This window comes from Umezawaea tangerina (assembly GCF_003002815.1).
Lineage (GTDB): Bacteria > Actinomycetota > Actinomycetes > Mycobacteriales > Pseudonocardiaceae > Umezawaea > Umezawaea tangerina.
The window spans coordinates 258,324-276,483 of record NZ_PVTF01000011.1; the positions used below are offsets into that span (position 1 = coordinate 258,324).

Annotated in this window: 15 protein-coding genes; 10 read left to right on the forward strand and 5 right to left on the reverse strand. The window is 70.5% G+C overall.

Going from position 1 to position 18,160, the window contains the following annotated elements; all coding sequences use genetic code 11:
* The first annotated feature begins 74 nt into the window (after positions 1 to 74).
* On the forward strand, positions 75 to 566 hold the full coding sequence (locus tag CLV43_RS33480) for a hypothetical protein (RefSeq protein ID WP_106192315.1): 492 nt from the start codon (positions 75 to 77) through the stop codon (positions 564 to 566).
* 25 nt (positions 567 to 591) lie between these two features.
* On the opposite strand, the gene CLV43_RS33485 is transcribed toward CLV43_RS33480, so the two are convergent.
* On the reverse strand, positions 592 to 1,056 hold the full coding sequence (locus CLV43_RS33485) for a MarR family winged helix-turn-helix transcriptional regulator (RefSeq protein ID WP_146174998.1): 465 nt from the start codon (positions 1,054 to 1,056) through the stop codon (positions 592 to 594).
* Between the two features lie 152 nt (positions 1,057 to 1,208).
* Here CLV43_RS33485 and CLV43_RS33490 point away from each other — a divergent pair, with 152 nt between their 5' ends.
* Together CLV43_RS33490 and CLV43_RS33495 are read left to right on the forward strand one after the other, a co-directional pair.
* The gene (locus tag CLV43_RS33490; protein ID WP_106192319.1) at positions 1,209 to 2,420 is read left to right on the forward strand and encodes an FAD-dependent monooxygenase; all 1,212 of its coding nucleotides are present in this window, start codon (positions 1,209 to 1,211) and stop codon (positions 2,418 to 2,420) included.
* Between the two features lie 34 nt (positions 2,421 to 2,454).
* Positions 2,455 to 2,853, forward strand: a complete 399-nt coding sequence (locus CLV43_RS33495; protein ID WP_106192320.1) for a hypothetical protein — start codon at positions 2,455 to 2,457, stop codon at positions 2,851 to 2,853.
* On the opposite strand, the gene CLV43_RS33500 is transcribed toward CLV43_RS33495, so the two are convergent.
* Positions 2,854 to 4,164, reverse strand: coding sequence for an extracellular catalytic domain type 1 short-chain-length polyhydroxyalkanoate depolymerase (locus tag CLV43_RS33500; protein WP_106192322.1), 1,311 nt, complete (start codon positions 4,162 to 4,164; stop codon positions 2,854 to 2,856).
* A 280-nt stretch (positions 4,165 to 4,444) separates the two neighbouring features.
* Positions 4,445 to 5,704, reverse strand: a complete 1,260-nt coding sequence (locus CLV43_RS48700; RefSeq protein WP_211304680.1) for a cellulose binding domain-containing protein — start codon at positions 5,702 to 5,704, stop codon at positions 4,445 to 4,447.
* 511 nt (positions 5,705 to 6,215) lie between these two features.
* Here CLV43_RS48700 and CLV43_RS33510 point away from each other — a divergent pair.
* The 5 genes from CLV43_RS33510 (at position 6,216) to CLV43_RS33530 (ending at position 12,394) form a co-directional block, all read left to right on the forward strand.
* The gene (locus CLV43_RS33510) at positions 6,216 to 7,481 is read left to right on the forward strand and encodes an ABC transporter substrate-binding protein (RefSeq protein ID WP_106192324.1); all 1,266 of its coding nucleotides are present in this window, start codon (positions 6,216 to 6,218) and stop codon (positions 7,479 to 7,481) included.
* Entirely contained in the window at positions 7,478 to 8,437 is a 960-nt protein-coding gene (locus CLV43_RS33515) for a carbohydrate ABC transporter permease (RefSeq protein WP_245887164.1), read from the forward strand. Before CLV43_RS33510 ends, CLV43_RS33515 begins: the two co-directional genes overlap by 4 nt.
* Entirely contained in the window at positions 8,434 to 9,282 is an 849-nt protein-coding gene (locus CLV43_RS33520) for a carbohydrate ABC transporter permease (protein ID WP_211304681.1), read from the forward strand. The genes CLV43_RS33515 and CLV43_RS33520 overlap by 4 nt, the downstream gene beginning before the upstream one ends.
* Before the next feature lie 34 nt (positions 9,283 to 9,316).
* Positions 9,317 to 10,846 (forward strand): glycoside hydrolase family 43 protein, encoded by a 1,530-nt coding sequence (locus tag CLV43_RS33525; protein ID WP_106192325.1) that lies wholly within the window; start codon positions 9,317 to 9,319, stop codon positions 10,844 to 10,846.
* Between the two features lie 195 nt (positions 10,847 to 11,041).
* Complete coding sequence (locus CLV43_RS33530) at positions 11,042 to 12,394, forward strand: glycoside hydrolase family 10 protein (RefSeq protein ID WP_106192327.1); 1,353 nt, start codon at positions 11,042 to 11,044, stop codon at positions 12,392 to 12,394.
* Positions 12,395 to 12,732: 338 nt separating this feature from the next.
* Here the strand turns inward: CLV43_RS33530 and CLV43_RS33535 are convergent, their stop codons facing one another.
* Together CLV43_RS33535 and CLV43_RS33540 are read right to left on the reverse strand one after the other, a co-directional pair.
* Positions 12,733 to 14,175: a glycoside hydrolase family 43 protein gene (locus CLV43_RS33535; protein ID WP_106192329.1), complete on the reverse strand. Its 1,443-nt coding sequence runs from the start codon at positions 14,173 to 14,175 to the stop codon at positions 12,733 to 12,735.
* 65 nt (positions 14,176 to 14,240) lie between these two features.
* Positions 14,241 to 15,614: a glycoside hydrolase family 10 protein gene (locus CLV43_RS33540; protein WP_106192331.1), complete on the reverse strand. Its 1,374-nt coding sequence runs from the start codon at positions 15,612 to 15,614 to the stop codon at positions 14,241 to 14,243.
* Positions 15,615 to 16,071: 457 nt separating this feature from the next.
* Here CLV43_RS33540 and CLV43_RS33545 point away from each other — a divergent pair, with 457 nt between their 5' ends.
* Both CLV43_RS33545 and CLV43_RS33550 read left to right on the forward strand, forming a co-directional pair.
* Positions 16,072 to 16,833, forward strand: coding sequence for a FadR/GntR family transcriptional regulator (locus CLV43_RS33545; RefSeq protein ID WP_106192332.1), 762 nt, complete (start codon positions 16,072 to 16,074; stop codon positions 16,831 to 16,833).
* 236 nt (positions 16,834 to 17,069) lie between these two features.
* Entirely contained in the window at positions 17,070 to 18,137 is a 1,068-nt protein-coding gene (locus CLV43_RS33550; RefSeq protein WP_211304682.1) for a LacI family DNA-binding transcriptional regulator, read from the forward strand.
* Positions 18,138 to 18,160: the final 23 nt, after the last annotated feature.

Sequence of the window (18,160 nt, forward strand, 5' to 3'; positions counted from 1 at the left end):
CAGTCGTTTAGCGTTGACGTACGTTCCTCCTCGGGGAAACGGCCGTTTCCCGCTGATCAGGTGAGGAGATCGTCGTGAGGTACGTGGCGCAAGCGGTCCTGGACGCCCCGGTGGAGCGCGTGGACCTGGCGGAATGGCTTTTCACCCTGACCGACGCCGAGTACCGGGCGGCCGCGCGGGGCCACCACGCGGCGGGTGTGAGCGTCGACGACCGGGGGCGCGGGACGGTCAACGTCGAGTCGGTGGGCGGGAACCTGCTCGTCCAGCACTACCGGGCCGAACGCGCGGACCCCGCGTTCGTGGAGATGTACTCGGCCACCACCCGCGCCTACCTCTACCACCTGGTCCCGTTGACGTGCCGGGTCAGGTGGATCCTGGAGGCCGAGGCCGGGGACGAGAGGTCGTCGGTGTTCTCGTGCACGGTGGACGTCGACCTCCCGCTGCCGCTGCGCGTGCTGGCACGGGTGACCGCGATGCCGTTCTTCCTGCGCAGGCACCTGGTCGAGGAGACCGCCGGTTTCGCCGCGGACATCAACCGCAAGCTCGCGCTCGCCCGCGCGGCGTGAGCCCTCGCGGCACGGGGTGACCGGCTCAGGGTGCGCCGGTGGCCGGGTGCTCCGGCAGCGCCCTGGTGTAGACGTCGGCGACACCGCGCAGGAACGAGGAGATCTTCTCCCTGGTGTCGGCGTCCGCGGCACCCAGCAGTCCGTCGAGGCCCTCGATGACCGGCGCCACGTACCGGTTCGCGAGCGCCTCGGTGCCGGGGTCGACGGCGATCACCATCTTCCGCCGGTCCGAGTCGTGCTTCGCGCGCCGGATGTGCCCGCCCGCCTCCAGTCGCTTGAGCACCTGGGCGGTGGCCGCGGTCGACAGGCCCGCGGCCCTGGCGAGGTCGGTCGGCGTGCTCGGGCCGCGGGCGATGAGGTGGTAGACGACCTCCAGGCCCGTGCGGTCGATCCCCAGCGCCGTCGCCATGGAGCGTTCGAACCACTGCTGGCGCACCGCCATGACCTGGAGCAGATCCCGCAGGTGGGGGACCGGGGAGTCCGTCGTCACCACCCACCCCTTCGTCCGGTCCTCCGTGGACGGATCGGCGCGACCCGTCTCGGCCGCCGATGGTCTCACGACCCGGCGGACCGCGCGGCGCCGTCCAGGTACTAGGACATCATACTGTTGCACCAGTTGCTAACTGAGTTTACTATCTCGAGGTGACCTCCTCCCGAACCGCTCTGATCGCCGGCGCGAGCATCGCCGGTCCGGCCCTGGCCCACTGGCTCTCCCGCTACGGCTGGGACGTCACGGTCGTCGAACGGGCGCCCGCACCGCGCACGGCCGGGCAGAACATCGACGTGCGCGGTGTCGGCGCCACCGTGCTGGAGCGGATGGGCATCCGCGACGCCGTGGCGGCCCGGCGCACCGGCGAGCTCGGAGCCTCCTTCATCGGACCCGACGGCAAGGTTGCCGGCGTCTTCCCCGCGGGTGCCAGCGGCGTCGACGGCGCCACCGCCGAGCTGGAGATCCTGCGCGGCGACCTGTCCGACCTCCTGGTGGAGGCGACCGCGGGCGAGGTCGAGTACGTCTACGGCGACCACGTCACCGAGGTCGAGGACACCGCGGACGGGGTGCGGGTCCACCTGCGCTCGGGCGCTGTCCACGACGTGGACGTGGTCGTCGCCGCCGACGGCCTGAACTCCACCACCCGCGAGGTGTTCGGCTTCCGGGTGCCCGTCCACCACATCGGACTGGAGTCGACGTACTTCACGATCGACCGCGCGCCCGAGGACGACGACTACTGGCGGTGGTACAACCCCGGTCGCGGTCGTTCGGTGCAGCTGCGCCCCGATCCCTACGGCGGGATCCGCGCCGTCCTGTCCCAGCTGGTGTCGCCTGCCTGGGCCGCGGGCTCCGTCCGGCGGACCCGTGCGGAACAGGTCAAGCACCTGCGCGGGGCGTTCGCCGACGCCGGGTGGCACACCGACCGGGTCCTGGACGGCCTGGTGACCGCCGACGACCTGTACTACGAGCACCTCGGACAGGTCAAAGCGCCGCAGTGGTTCCACGGCAGGACGGTGCTGGCGGGGGACGCGGCCCACTGCGCGTCCCCGTTGAGCGGCATGGGCACCACCCTGGCCCTCACCGGCGCCTACGTCCTGGCGGGTGAGCTGGCCCGCCACGACGACCACACCGACGCTTTCTTCGAGTACGAGCGGATCATGCGGCCGTTCGTGGCGCGCGCCCAGAAGCTGCCCCCGTTCGGCCCGCGACTGGCCACTCCGGTCTCCAGGTTCGGGGTGGCCGCCTTCGCCGCGGTCGTCAAGGTGGTGTCCAGTCCGCCGCTGCGCCGCCTCGGGGACAAGGTGGCCTCGCGTCCCGCCGACGCCGTCGACCTGCCGGACTACCGAGCCCTCGTCCGCCTCTGACCGCCGCCCGCACCCATCGATCGGAAGGATCTCCTTGTCCTCCAAGCCTTTCCCCCGTCGGACCCCGCACCGGCCCACCTCCGGGCTCCTGGTCGCCAGTGCCCTCGCCGCACTGGCCTCCACCGCGATGTCCGCCGCCACCACCGGTGTCGGCATCCCGGAGCGGACCCGTCGCCTGCTCGTCGCGGGCGACGGGAAGGACCTCGACTTCTGGGTCGTCGCCACCGCCGTGCGGACGTACTCGGTGACCGGACCCCTGCTGTGGTCCCTCCTGCGCCGTAGGGTGCCGTCACCGGGACTGCTCGTCGCGGCGGGCCTCACCCAGTTCGGCGACGCCTACCTGTGCCTGCGGTCGAGGAACCCGGTCGGCGCCGTGGGCACCGGGGCCTTCGGCCTGCTGCACCTGGTCGCCGCCCGGAAGGTGGCCTCCTGATCAGGTCGCCGAGCACGCCGAACCGTTGAGCGCGAAGGAGGACGGTGCGGCGGTGTCGCCGCTGTGGCTCGCCTGGAAGCCGATGTCGACCGAGCCACCGGCCGGGATCGTCGCGTTGTAGCCGGCGTCGCGGGCGCTCACCCGGCCGGACGCGGGGGAGTAGGTGGCGTTCCAGCCCGAGGTGATGGACTGCCCGCCGGGCAGGGTGAACGCCAGGGTCCAGCCGTTCACCGCGGCGGCGCCGGTGTTGGTGACGGTGATGCTCGCGGTCAGGCCGTTGTTCCAGGCGTTGACCTTGCTCGAGATCCGGCACGAACCGGTTCCCGGCGTGGTGGTCGTGGTGGTGGTCGTGGTCGTCGTGGTGGGGGTACCGGGGCCGTCGAGTCCGAAGAAGGCGACCGCACTCGCGGCCATGCCGGTGGACGGGAGGCTGTGCCCGGCGCCCTGGACGCTGTAGGCCTCGACCTGGGTGGTGCCGGAGGAGTCGGCGTAACGGCGGCGGTTCCAGCCTGCTTGCGGGGTGTCGGTCGACGTCGGTGTCTGGCTCAGGCCGAACACGTCGGTCCACTGCTCGATCGACTCCTGCAGCAGCGAGTAGGGCACGAGCGTGTCGTTGGTGCCGTGCCACAGCTGCAGACGCGGGCGCGCCCCGGTGTAGCCGGGATTCACCTGCCGGACCGCGTCGCCCCACTGCCGGGGCGTGCGGTCCGCCCCTCCGCCGCCGGTGCAGCGGCTGCTGCCGGGCGGGTAGTCGGCGGCGTTCGCGAAGCAGTCGAACGGCACGCCCATGAACGCCGCGCCCGCCTTGAACACGTCCGGGTACAGCGCGAGCATGTGGTCGGTCATCATGCCGCCGGACGACGAGCCCGTGGCGAAGACCCGGTTCGGGTCGCCGCCGTAGCGCTGCTCGACGTAGCCGACCATCGACACGATGGACACCGGGTCGCTGCCTCCGCCGCGGCGCTTCGCGGCGGAGGACCAGGTGTCGAAGCACTTGCCGAACCCGGCCTCCTGCTGGGCGCTGGGGTACACGACGACGAAGCCGAACCGGTCGGCCAACGACGCGAACTCGCTGCCCGAGTAGAAGCCGGGCCCCGAGCCGCCGCACCCGTGCATGGCCACCACCACCGCCGGACTGGCCGGGCGCGAGTCGGGCACGTAGACGTGCATCCGCATCCCGCCGGGGTTGTCGCCGAAACCGGTGACCTCGACCAGCGACGCCGCCGACGCGGGCGGGGCCGCGGTGGCGGCGAGGCCGCCGACGACCAGCGATGTCACCGCTGCGAGGAGCAGACTGGCTTTGGTCTTCATGCGCTCGACTCCCTTGTCCCCGGTACGTGCGCGCGGGGAGTACGACGTCGACTTCGTCGTCGACTTCACTTCGGAGTGTGGCGCGCCATGTTCACGCTCACAAGACATAGCCCACTATTCCAACTCCGGGTTCGGCCGATCGGTCCAGGTGGAACAGTCCGGAGTGCTAATCGTTGTGCGGCAGGAGTTGTGGGCGTTCTGACGAAATGTCCTTCGGATCGTCCACGAGGATTAACGCTAACATTTAGCAAGATCGGCATGATGTCTCGCGGTGCCGGGCTCAGAAGTTCTTCTTCGCCACCGTCCACGGGCTCCTGGAGGCGAGGCCCGACGGGTCGAGGATGTAGGACCGGGCGGTCCGGTTGCCGTTGAGCACCATGTCCAGGAACTGCACGACGGTCGTCATGCCGTCGCCCACCTGGTTGCCGGAGATGAAGCCGACGTGACCCGCCTGCGGCTGCCTGGCGAGCACGGCGGGAACGGTGGCCTGGTCGTAGTTGGCCTGGTTGTTGGCGTAGGCGACGTCGGAGGATCCGCCGTCCAGGAACAGCGCGGGTGTGTGCAGCTTGGCGAGCTCGGAGCGGGGGTAGCCGAAGGAGCCGTCGGCGAAGAAGCCGCTGTTCAGGGAGACCACGGCGGACACCCTGCGGTCCTGGGCCGCGACGAGGGCCTCCAGGCCGCCGCACGAGTGGCCCGCGGTGGCCACCTTGGTGAGGTCGAGCCGTTGGGACAGCGGCGATCCGGAACGGTTCTGCTCCCGTTCGGCCCAGGAGATCGCGTCGGTCAGCAGGGACGGGATCGGCGAGCCGCTGGGCAGGCCGTTGGCCGAACCGTTCACCGAGCCGATGTCCACCACGACGAAGCCCTTGGACGCGATGATCGTCAACGCGCGGGTGACCTCGCTGTTGTTCGTGTGCGCGCACGCGCCGTTGCCGAACGCCAGCACGGGCAGCGGACCCCCGACGGCCTGCGGGTTCGACGGGCGCAGGACGGTGAAGCGGATGTCGCCGTAGGCGCCCTCGCGGGTGACGGCGAAGTTGTTGTCCACCATGGGTCGGTCGGCCGGCGTCGAGGTGGTCGTCGTGGTCGTCGTCGTGGTCGTGGGTGTCGCCGACCCGGTGCACACGACGTCGTTGAGCGTGAACGTCGAGGGGGTCGCCGGACTGGCACCGGAGGTGGCGTTGAAGCCGAACGAGACCGTCGCGCCGGTGGCCAGGTCGCCGTTCCACGCCGCGTTGGTCGCGGTCACCCCGGCGCCCGACTGGGTGTGCGTCCCGTTCCACGACTGCGTGATGCGCTCGTCACCGGGGAAGGTCCAGGACAGCCGCCACCCGGTGAGCCGGTCGCCCAGGTTAGTCACCACCACGGTCGCCCCGAACCCGCCCGGCCACTCGGAGCCGACCGCGTAGTCGACCCGGCAGCCCGCGGTGGCGGAGGCGGGAGGCGAACCGATCAGCGCGGTGGCGCCCGCGACCACCGACACGGCGATCCCGGCGGCCGCCATCCGCCTGGTGCGGGAGTCGATCCTGGGCACGGACATCGCTTCTCCTCGGTGGGATGACGGCAGGGGCCCGGCGCCCCCACGCCCGCCCTGAATCGGGGTGGGGGCACCGGAGTCGTCGGCGGATCTGTGCGCCACATCTGTTATCGCTAACAATTGGCGGTCCGCAGTCCACTCGGGACCATTCGCCCCAGCGGTGTCGGGATATCGTCCGCGCCCGGCTGCTCCCGACTGTGGACGAAGAAATGGTCCCGGTCAAGGACCATTGCGGCTGTCTCATTCGGATGGCCCACGTGGTGCGTGCCGGTTGGCCCGTTGTGCTGCTTGAACGCGGAGCTAAAGTTAGCGCGAACATTTAGCACGTCGGAGGCATTGACCGCCGTTTGCGGCCGTGGTTACCGTGACGACGGCGCCAAGCAGGGGAATCCCCGCCGACGCGCCGCCCGATATCCGCGCGCCACCGCCGTTGCCGGAGTCGCAGGCATCTCACGTGTGGAGCTCGGGCAGGGAATTCCCGATCTCGGCCTGCCCGAAGACATTGGAGAAGCCCGTGACCTTCCGCGTGCCCCTGCTGCTCGTCGTCGGAGCACTGGCGCTGTCCGCCGCGTGCACCCCCGGTACCGGTGGCGGCGGGGGAGGGGACGGCAGGTCGTTCGAGTTCTGGTCGTTCGCCGCCATCAACCAGAAGGTGTCCGTGGACGCCTACCACGGCAAGCACCCGGACGTGCAGGTCAAGCTGACCGAGGTGGGCACCTCGACGGAGACGGCCCAGGCGCTGACGACCGCGCTGGCGGGCGGCAAGGTCCCGGACCTGGTGCTCATCCAGGGCGACAACCTGCCGAAGTTCGTCCAGCAGCCCCAGAACTTCGTCGACCTGAGGACGTTGGGCGCCGACGACGTCAAGGGCGACTACCTGGACTGGGTCATGAAGCAGAGCATCGCCAAGGACGGCGAGGTCCTGGGCATGCCCACCGACGTGGGCGGCATGGCCATCGCCTACCGCACCGACCTGTTCGCCGCCGCGGGGCTGCCCACCGACCCGGCGGCCGCGAGCGCGCTGTGGCCGTCGTGGGACGCGTTCATCGAGACCGGGAAGCGCTACAAGCAGGCGACCGGCAAGGCGTTCCTGGACAACGCCGCCACCAGCGTGTTCTACCAGGCGGTCAACCAGGTCTCCGAGAAGTACTACGACGACGCCCGCAATCTGGTCTACGACCGCAACCCCCAGGTGAGGGCGGCGTTCGACCTCGGCGTCAAGGCCGCCACGGCCGGGATCACCGCCGGGCAGTCCTCGTTCGAGACCGCCTGGAGCGCGGGCCTCGCGCAGGGCCAGTACGCCGCGGTGGCCGCGCCGTCGTGGATGCTCAACACCATCCGCAGCACGGCTCCCGACACCAAGGGCAAGTGGGCCATCGCGAAGATCCCCGGCGGCGCGGGCAACTGGGGCGGCAGCTACCTGGCCATCCCCAAGCGCGCCAAGAACCCGCAGGCCGCCTGGGACTACATCAAGGAGATGCAGTCGCCCCAGGGGCAGCTGGAGCACTTCACCCGCGTCGGAGCCCTGCCCTCGACCCCTTCGGTCTACCAGGACGACAAGCTCGCCTCGTCGAAGGACCCGTTCTTCTCCGACGCGCCGACCGGGAAGATCTACACCGACTCGCTGCTGGGCCTCAAGCCGTTCTACATCGGCCCCGACAGCGCCACCATCGGCCAGGAGTTCCTCAACGCCATCACCAACGTCGAGCAGAGCGGCGGCGACCCGGCCACGGCGTGGGACGACGCGGTGCGCAACATCAAGACCGCCATCGGCGGGTGAGCGGCGTGGTCGTCGCGCTCGTCCCCGCACCGCGTGCGGCACCACCGGCACCCGTCCGCAGGACCGCCAGGGGGCTGGGGGAGCGGCTGGCGCCCTACGCCTACATCGCCCCGTTCTTCGTCCTCTTCGGGATCTTCGGGCTGTTCCCGTTCGCCTTCACCTTCTACGTCGCCCTGTTCGACTGGAACCCCATCGGCGACCAGGTGTTCATCGGCGTGGACAACTTCACGCGGATGTTCGCCGACCCCAGGTTCTGGAACGCCGCCCGCAACACCGTGAGCATCTGGTTCCTGTCCACCGTGCCGCAGCTGTCGCTGGCACTGGTGCTGGCGCACGTGCTCAACCACGCCAGGCTGCGCTTCGCGCTGTTCTTCCGGATGTCGGTGCTGGTCCCGTACGTCACCTCGGTGGCGGCCACGGCGATCGTGTTCGCGCAGCTGTTCGACCGCGACTACGGGATGCTCAACTGGCTGCTCGGGCTCGTCGGCGTGGCGCCGGTCGACTTCGTCCAGTCCACCGCGGGCAGCCACGTGCTGATCGCCACGATGGTGACCTGGCGGTGGTTCGGCTACACCACGCTGCTCTACCTCGCCTCGCTGCAGGCGGTGCCGCTCGCGGTCTACGAGGCCGCGGCCATCGACGGCGCGGGGCCGTGGCAGCGGTTCCGCCACATCACGATCCCCTCGCTGCGACCGGTGATCATCTTCACGGTGGTCACCTCGACCATCGGCGGCCTGCAGATCTTCACCGAGCCGCTGCTGATCGCGACCGGCGCACCGCTGACGTGCGGCGCGGTGCGGCAGTGCCAGACGTTGACGCTGTTCCTCTACGAGCAGGGTTTCGGGGAGTTCGAGTTCGGCTACGGCTCGGCGGTCGGCGTCGCGCTGTTCGCCATGGTGGTGGTGATCGCCGCGGTCAACTACCTGCTGGCGGGCCGGATCAGGGCGGACCGGTGACGGCCGCCGCGCCGCGCGTGCGCGGCCACGGCCGGGTCCGCTGGTGGACCTACGCGCTGCTGGCCGCCGCCGCGGTCGTGTGCCTGTTCCCGCTGTACTGGATGTTCGTCGTCGCCACCAACGACACCGCGACCGCGACGCGGATGCCGCCCGCGGTCGTGCCGGGTGGCAACTTCCTCCACCTGCTGGGTCTGGTCCTGGACACCGTGCCGTTCGTGCGGGCGCTGCTCAACAGCCTGTTCGTGGCCGCGGCCATCGGTGCGGGCCAGGCCGTGCTGTGCGCGGTGGCCGGGTTCGCCTTCGCCAAGCTGAGCTTCCCCGGTCGCAACACCCTGTTCCTGGTCGTCGTGCTCACCATGACCGTGCCCACCCAGCTGGCCGTGATCCCGCAGTACATGATCATGTCCTGGCTGGGCTGGGTGGACACCCTCCAGGCCCTGGTGGTGCCCGGCCTGGCCAGCGCCTTCGGGATCTTCTGGATGCGCCAGCACATCACCGCCACGATCGACGACGAGCTGGTGCAGGCCGCGACGATCGACGGCGCGAGCACGTGGCAGGTGTTCTGGCGGGTGGCCTTCCCCATCGTGCGCCCCGCCGCGCTCGTGCTCGGCCTGTTCGGCTTCGTGACCGCCTGGAACGACTTCCTCTGGCCCTTCATCGTGCTCAAGACCCCGGAGCGGTACACCGCGCAGATCGCCATCAAGGCCCTGCAGAACAGCTACGACGTCGACCTGGGGCTGGCGATGTCCGGCTCGTTCCTGGCCACCGCGCCCCTGGTCGTGCTGTTCGTCCTGGTGGGACGGCGCATGGTCGCGGGCATCCTCGACGGCGCCTTCAAGGGGTGACCCCCGTCCCGACGACACCAGGAGAGACGAGCCCGTGGACGCGGAAACGACCGACTGGCACTACGACAACCCCGTCATCCCCGGATTCCACCCCGACCCCAGCGTCTGCCGGGTCGGCGAGGACTACTACCTGGTCTGCTCCAGCTTCGAGTACTTCCCCGGCGTCCCGGTGTTCCACAGCCGGGACCTGGTGCACTGGCGGCAGATCGGCAACGTCCTCGACCGGCCGGCCCAGCTGCCGCTGCCACCCGACGCCGCGGCGTCCGACGGCATCTACGCGCCCACGATCCGGTACCACGACGGCCGGTTCTGGATGATCACCACGAACGTCTCGCACGGCGGCAACCTCATCGTCACCGCCGAGCGACCGGAGGGCCCGTGGTCGGACCCGGTGTGGATCGACCTGCCGGGCATCGACCCCGACCTGGCCTGGGACGAGGACGGCGACTGCTGGTGCGCCTTCCAGGGCGTCCAGGTCGCCCGCGTCGACCCGGAGGCGGGGAAGGTGCTGGAGGGGCCGTTCCCCGCCTGGTCGGGCACGGGGCTGCAGTGGCCGGAGGCGCCGCACCTGTACCGGATCGGCGAGTGGTGGTACCTGATGATCGCCGAGGGCGGCACCGAGCGCGGCCACACCGTGGCCATGGCGCGCGCCCGTTCTCCGCGCGGCCCCTGGGAGGCCGCGCCCGCCAACCCGATCCTGACCCACCGCGGCACCGCCCACCCGGTCCAGAGCACCGGCCACGCCGACCTCGTCACCACCCCGGACGGGCAGTGGTGGATGGTCCTGCTCGCGACCCGGCCGCGCGGGTACAGCCCCGGTTTCCACGTCCTGGGCCGGGAGACGTTCCTGACGCCGGTCCGCTGGGAGGACGGCTGGCCGGTCGTCGGCCCGGTCGCCCTGCGGGAGCGGGGTCCGGGCAGTCCGCGGCCCGTGCGGGCGCGTCCGTCGCGAGACGACTTCGACGACCCCGCGCTCGACCCCCGGTGGATCTCGCCGCGGTCGCGGCCGGACGACTCCTGGTCGACGACCGAACGACCGGGCTGGCTGGCCCTGCACGCCGCGGGCTCCACCGCGGACCGACCGGGCTGCACGTTCGTCGGGCGCCGCCAGGAGCACCCCGCGAGCCGGACCGCCGTGCTCCTGGACCCCGGCTCCGGTCGCGCGGGTCTGTCGATCCGGATGGACGAGGCCCACCACTACGACATCGAGGTCGCCGACGGGCAGGTCGGCGTCATCGCCCGCATCGGCCCGCTGCGCCAGCGGGTCGCGGTGCGGTCCGCGCCTCCCGGACCGCTGACCCTCGTGATCACCACCAGCCCCGACCGACAAGGGCCTCCCGGCGCCGGGGAGCCCACGGGCCTGCACGTCGCCGCGCCGGACTTCGTCGCCTTCCACGTGGGCGACGAGCTGCTCGCCGAGCTCGACGGCCGCTACCTGTCCACGGAGGTCGCCACGGGCTTCACCGGACGGGTGGTCGGCATGTACGCCACCGCGGGCACCGCGTGGTTCGACTGGTTCGACCACGGCCCGCTCGACCCTCCCGGAGTGCCCCTGACCGACTGAAACTTTCGAAGACCGCCAGGCCGTCTGCGTGCTGCTGCGTGTACCGGCCTTTTTGGCGTGTATCAAGGGTTTCTGCTGGTCTGATTGTGGTTCAGGAGGGCGAATACTGGGGTTGATCGGCCGAACAGTTTCGGCAATACTTCAGAAAGTTTCGACGACACGACGTCGTCGGTCGGTCCCCCAGAAGGTGCTCACATGACACTGACAGCGAAGTCGGTCTCACGAGTCGCACTCGTGTCCTCACTGGTCGCCGCGGTGGCGGGTGCCGCGGTGCTCCTGGCGGCCCCCGCCAGCGGCGCCGCCTCCACGCTCGCCGCGGCCGCGGAGCAGAGCGGTCGCTACTTCGGCACGGCGGTCGCGGCGAACAAGCTCGGCGACTCGACCTACGTCGGGATCCTGAACCGCGAGTTCGACATGGTCACGGCCGAGAACGAGATGAAGATGGACGCCACCGAGCCCAACCAGGGCCAGTTCAGCTTCTCCAACGGCGACCGCATCCTCAACCAGGCCCGCAACCAGGGCAAGCGGGTCCGCGGCCACGCACTGGCCTGGCACTCCCAGCAGCCGGGGTGGATGCAGAACATGAGCGGCAGCGCGCTGCGCTCGGCCATGCTCAACCACGTCACGCAGGTGGCGAGCTACTACAAGGGCAAGGTCTACGCCTGGGACGTGGTGAACGAGGCGTTCGCCGACGGCGGCGGTGGCGGTCGGCGCGACTCGAACCTCCAGCGCACCGGCAACGACTGGATCGAGGCCGCGTTCCGCGCCGCGCGGTCGGCCGACCCGAACGCGAAGCTCTGCTACAACGACTACAACACCGACAACTGGTCCAACGCCAAGACCCAGGGCGTCTACAACATGGTCCGCGACTTCAAGTCCCGCGGCGTGCCGATCGACTGCGTCGGTTTCCAGGCCCACTTCAACAGCGGCAACCCCGTGCCCAGCAACTACCACACCACGTTGGGGAACTTCGCCGCCCTCGGGGTGGACGTGCAGATCACCGAGCTGGACATCGAGGGTTCCGGGTCCGGTCAGGCCCAGCAGTTCCAGGGCGTGACCCAGGCCTGCCTGGCCGTCGCGCGCTGCACCGGCATCACGGTGTGGGGCATCCGCGACAGCGACTCGTGGCGCTCCTCGGGCACGCCGCTGCTGTTCGACGGCTCCGGCAACAAGAAGGCCGCCTACACCTCGGTCCTCAACGCCCTCAACTCCGGCGGCACGGGCACGAACCCGACCACCACGACCACCACCACTACCACCACGCCGGGCGAGCAGCCCGGAGGCTGCACCGCGACCTACTCCGAGGGGCAGAAGTGGAGTGACCGCTTCAACGGCAACGTCACCGTGTCCGGCACCGACAACTGGGTCGTCACCGTCACCGTGAGCTCGCCGCAGAAGGTCATCGCCACCTGGAACACCAGCCCCTCGTGGGACTCCAGCGGCAACGTCATGACCGCCCGGCCCAACGGCAGCGGCAACTCGTTCGGCTTCACCATCCAGCACAACGGCAACTGGAGCTGGCCCAGCCTGACCTGCAGCGTCGGCTGACACCCGTGGCGGAGGGCCCGGCACGCCGGGTCCTCCGCCACGCCACGCCGGGACGCAGGGGGTCCGGCGCGGCCACCACGCCGCCGAAGGGGGAGCGGGCGGCGTGGTGGCCGGCGGCGTCCGTCCACTCGGGAGTGCGGACCCCGGTGCTCCGCCTGTCGGGGCCTAGGTGAGCTGGACCGCCACCAGCAGCAGGGTGGCCAGCGCCACCGCCAGGACGGCGGCGAACAGGGGCGCGAGCTGCCTCATCACCGCGTTCTCCAGGTGGGCTCGGCGTCAGGGGGACGTCGACCGTCCTTCGGGGACGGTGGAATCCGACGGGCAGGACGACGAGCAGGTCACGTCGATCGGCGCGGTGGCGGAACCACCCGCACCGCGGAGCTGGTCGCGGAGGTGCCGAACCGCCACCAGTCGACGTTGAGCAGGTAGCCGCTGCCGCCGCTGAACCGCAGGTACAGGTCGCGGGTGCCGGACAGGCCGCTGACGGGGCAGGACACGGTGGTCCAGGTCTGCCACCCGCCGGTGTTGGGGACGGCGCACCGGCCGACGACGGTCCCGGTGGCGCCGCCCGTGCGGACCTCCACGGCGGAACCCGACACGGTGGAGGAGACGCGGGCGGTGAACGTCGTCGCGCCGTTGCCGAACGCGACGTTGCGCACCTTGAGGTTGTCGCCGTTCTCCACGTAGCCGACGTTCATGCCGCCCTCGGACGAGCGCTCGGTCTCGACACCCGAGCCCCAGGCGATGGTCTCGGCCTCCTGGCGGACGTAGGGGTCCAGGGTGTCGGCGGGCGGTGGACCGCCGGTGGTCATGGACAGGGTGGGGATCGAGCCGTCGGCGTTGTAGGAGAACTTCTCGACGGCGACCGAGCGGGTGTAACCGCCCCCGCCGGGCAGCGCGCCGTTGTGGTAGAAGAAGTACGAGCCGCCCTTGAAGTCGACGACGCCCGCGTGGTTGGTGAAGCTGCCGCCCTGCGTGGGCATGACGGTGCCGCGGTAGGTCCACGGCCCGGTCGGCCCCGTCGCCGTGGAGTAGGCGATGAACTCCGAGCAGCACTTGGCCGCGAAGACGTTGTAGTACAGCCCGTTGCGCTTGTAGACCCAGGGCCCCTCCTCGTAGAGGGTGGGCCGGTTGGCGTCACCGGTGCGGGTGCCGAAGCCCGAGGTCGTGAGCGGGATCTTCGTGGCGCTCCCGGAGTAGGAGATCATGTCGTTGTTGAGCTTGACGTACCAGAGGTTCGGGTTGCCCCAGTACAGGAAGGCCTGACCGCTGTCGTCGATCATCACGGTCGGGTCGATCTCGCCGTTCTCCACGAGCGGGTGGCCGAGGGCGTCGCGGAACGGGCCGGTCGGGCTGTCCGCGACGCCCACGCCGATGGCCATCCGGCCGGTGGCCCGGTTGACGACGGGGACGTACCAGTAGAACTTGCCGCCGCGCTCGACGGCTTGGCCCGCCCAAGCGTCCTTGCTGGCCCAGCTGAAGGTGCCGACGTCCATGGGGGAGCCGTGGTCGGTCCAGTTCACCATGTCGGCGGACGACCAGACGCGCCACTCCTTCATGGTGAAGTAGGTGGAGCCGTCCTCGTCGTGTCCTGTGTAGAGGTACACCCGCCCGTCGTGCACCAGCGGTGCCGGGTCGGCGGTGTAGACGTGCTGCACGATCGGGTTGTCGGCCTTGGCGGGCACCGGTGCCGCGACCGCGTTCACCGCGGCCGCGACCAGCGCCAGGCCCAGCAGCGCGGCCGACCGCGCCCTGGGACGGCTCAACGCGGAAGAGGTCATCGTCGTCTCCCTGGCAGTGGTGGAGCCGGGGCGCCGGGGGCGGACCGCTCCGGGCGCCCCGGCGGTCAGGCGGCCGCGCAGGTCGGCGACAGCCCGTCGCCGCTCCCGGTGCCCTGGAAGCCGAACTCGGTGGACCCGCCCGCCGCGACGGACCCGTTGTAGTCGACGTTGCTCCAGGTCACCGTGCCGGTGTCACCGCTGCGGGACGCGCTCCAGGAGCCGGTGACGGTGGTGCCGGACGGCAGCGAGGTGGTCACCTTCCAGCCGTTCAGCGCGGACGAGCCCGCGGCGACCTTGACCGTGGCGACGAAGCCGCCGTTCCAGGCGTTCAGCGACACCGACGCGGTGCAGTCACCGGAACCGGGGTCGGGCGGAGTGGTCGTGGTGGTCGTCGTCGTGGTCGTGGTGCCGGGATCGCCGCCCGGCACGGTCGTCCCGCCCGCGTTGAGGGCGTTGAGGACCGAGGTGTAGGCGGCCTTCTTGTTGCCGGAGCCGTCGAACAGCAGCGGGTTCTCCCCGGTGCGCCACGAGTCGCTGTCGCGGATGCCCCACACCGTGATGCCGGTGCAGCGCGCGACGGCCAGGCAGGCCTTGGTCACCGCGGCGAAACCGTTGGCCTGGTTGGACCCCGCGATATCGAGCTCGGTGATCTGCACGTCCACGCCGAGGTCGGCGAAGCGCTGGATGTTGGCCTGGTAGTCGCCGGGCGGGGAGTTGGTGAGGTGGGACTGCAGCCCGACGCAGTCGATCGGCACGCCGCGGGACTTGAAGTCGCGCACCATGTTGTAGACGCCGGTGGACTTCGCGTTGATGCCGTCGGTGTTGTAGTCGTTGTAGCAGAGCTTGGCACCGGGGTCGGCCGCCCGCGCGGCGCGGAACGCGGCCTCGATCCAGTCGTTGCCGGTGCGCTGGAGGTTCGAGTCGCGACGACCACCGGAACTACCGTCGGCGAAGGCCTCGTTGACCACGTCCCAGGCGTAGACCTTGCCCCGGTAGTGGGTGGCGACCTGCGTGACGTGGTTGATCGCCGCGCTGCGCAGCGTCGAGCCGCTGAGCCCCTGAGCCCAGCCGGGCTGCTGCTGGTGCCACAGCAGTGCGTGGCCGCGCACCCGCTTGCCGTTGTTCAACGCCTGGTTGAGGACGCGGTCGCCGTTGGTGTAGTTGAACTGCCCGCGATTGGGCTCGGTGGCGTCCCACTTCATCTCGTTCTCGGCGGTGACCATCGAGAACTCCCGGTTGAGGATGTTCACGTAGGTCGAGTCGCCGAGCTTGCCCGCCGCGATGGCCGCGCCGAAGTACCGGCCGGTCTGGGCGGCGGCGCCGCCGAGGGTGGTCGCCGCGTTGGCGGCGGTGGTGACGAGCAGGGTCGCGCCGAGCGCGGCCGCGAGGGCCGTCGACACGATCGCCGTTCGGGATACCGACCTCGATGTCAGTTCCATCTTCCACGCTTTCCGAAGACCGCCCGGACCGACCGGGCGGTGATGGTTGTGACGGGTGACCGCGCGCAGGGTCGCGGGGGAAACGTGCGAGCAGAAGTGTCGCAGCGGATGTTTGCGTTCACAAGGCGGGATCCCGCTGGTGGCGGCGATGTTGGTCCCAATGGCCCACTAAAAACCGGGAGCGCTCCCAGATGCCACTTAAAAGGACTACAGCGGTGATCCGCTTCTGTCTCAATTGGAAATTCGGCTAAAGTTAGCGCTAACAATTTTAGCTATCGGAAATGGCCTCAGGCTCTCGGCTGCCCGTGCGGGGAAGGTGTCGGAGCAGGTGGGAGCCGACGACAGCCGGGTGGTGACCCCGGCGGCCGGGGCGGGTCGTAGGACGTCTGACGTCAACGGTGTTACGTATGCCCTTCGCGTGCCATAGTGGGTGGTCCGACGGTGCACCGGAGGGACGATGACGGCGACCAGCCCGCAGCCGACCGCGAGCCCCGACTGGGCTCGACGGCCGACCAACCTGGCCAAGGCGGTCACGGCCGAGCTGGTCCGGCGCGTCGTCCGCGGCGACCACCCTCCCGGCTCCGTCCTCCCGCCCGAACCCGTGCTCGGCGAGCTGTTCTCGGTGAGCCGGACGGTGGTCCGCGAAGCGGTGAAGGTCTTGCAGGAGAAGGGGCTCGTCCAGGTCCGCCAGGGCGCGGGCACCACGGTCACCCCGCCGGTGTCGTGGAACATGCTCGACGAGCTGGTGCTCGCCGCCGTCATCGCCGAGGACGAGAGCCTGGCCATCCTCGACGACGTCGTGGTGACGCGCAGGCTGCTGGAGTCCGACATGGCCCACGTCGCCGCGCACACGGCCGACGAGGAGACCGTCGACCGGTTGGGCGCCCTCGTGGACCGGATGGACCGGCTCGTCCACGACCTCGACGCCTACCACGAGCACGACCGGGCCTTCCACGACACGATCATGCGCGCGTCGGGGAACCGCATCGCCCGCGGCGTGGTGCGGTCGTTGGAGAGGCAGGTCGTCAACTCGGCCGACTACATGGGCGTGAGCGGGGTGGAGCTGTGCAAGGCGTCCAACCGCGGGCACCGGCGCGTCTTCGAACGCATCGCGGCCCACGACCGGGAGGGTGCCTCCGAGGCCATGTCCACCCACATCACCCAGGCCTGGCTGGTGCGCCGCGCCGCCGTGGGCGACCCCGGTCGCCTGGAGCGCTGACCCGCGTCGCCGTGGCCGAGGAAAGGGGAGTCGACAGGGGAGCAAAATGGGGTGAATTGTATTCTCATGATGTTGAAACGTTTTATCGCGGAGGTGTGAACGGTAATTCCCCGATGTTTCCAGCGAGTTAATCGGTGTTAGTATCAGATCATTCAACGGGTGTCCTGCCGGGTACCCATATCCGTTGATTCGGTTGACAGCCGTCGAGACGGAGGATTGCGTTGGCACGACAACGCGTGACGCTGGCAGATGTGGCCAAGGCGAGTGGTGTGTCCCCCACGACCGCGTCCTTGGTGCTGACCGGTCGCGGCAGGGACCTGCGCATCTCCCACGCCGCCGAGCACAGGGTGCGATCGGCCGCGGAGGAGCTGGGGTACCGGCGCGGCACCGCCTCGGGCGCCCCGCGCCGAGGGCGTACCCGGACCATCGGTCTCATCTCGGACTCCACCGCGCCCTCGATGCCGGCGGGCGACATGGTGACGGGCGCGGTGGAGGCGGCGGGCGCGCGCGGCTTCGTGCTGTTCACCGGCGCGAGCGGTGGTGACCCCGCGACCGAGCGCTCGCTGGTCGAGGCGATGCGCGACCACCGGGTGGACGGCATCGTCCTGGCCTCCATGCGCACCAGGAGGGTCGTCGTTCCCAGCGGGCTGGGCGAGGGGCCTGCCGTGCTCCTCAACGCGCTGCCCACCCACCCGTCCGCCGTGCCGTCGGTGCTGCCCGACGAGGTGCAGGCTGGCCGTTCCGCCGCCCGCGTCCTCGTGGAGGCCGGACACCGCGAGGGGGTGCACCTGATCGGAGCGGGCCCCGGTCCCGGCCAGGTCCCCCCGAACAGCATCGCCGCCGTGGAACGCCTGGTCGGCGTCCGCGAGGTGTTCGACGCCGCGGGCGTCGCGGTGGCCGGAGGGCGGTGCTGCGCGGACTGGAGCCCCGAGAACGGCTACGACCTCACCCGCGACCTGCTGCGCCGCACGACGCCGTCGGCCCTGCTGTGCCTCAACGACCACCTGGCCTTCGGCGCGTACCAGGCGCTCGCCGACGCATCGCTGTCCGTGCCGGAGGACGTGTCGGTGATGTCGTTCGACGACCACCCCATCGCCTCGTGGCTGCGGCCGAGGCTGACCACCGTCGCCCTCCCGCACCGCCAGCTCGGGGCCAAGGCGGTCGAGGTGCTGTTCGCGGTCGCCGAGCGCCGGGGCAGGCCGCCGAGCACCGCGGCGGTGCACCGCGTGCCCATGCCCGTGCACCACGGGAGGTCGGTCGGACGGCTCGTCGCCCCGCTGGTCCACCACCGCGCCACGGGTTGACCGCCGGTCACGGGTTCGCCGCG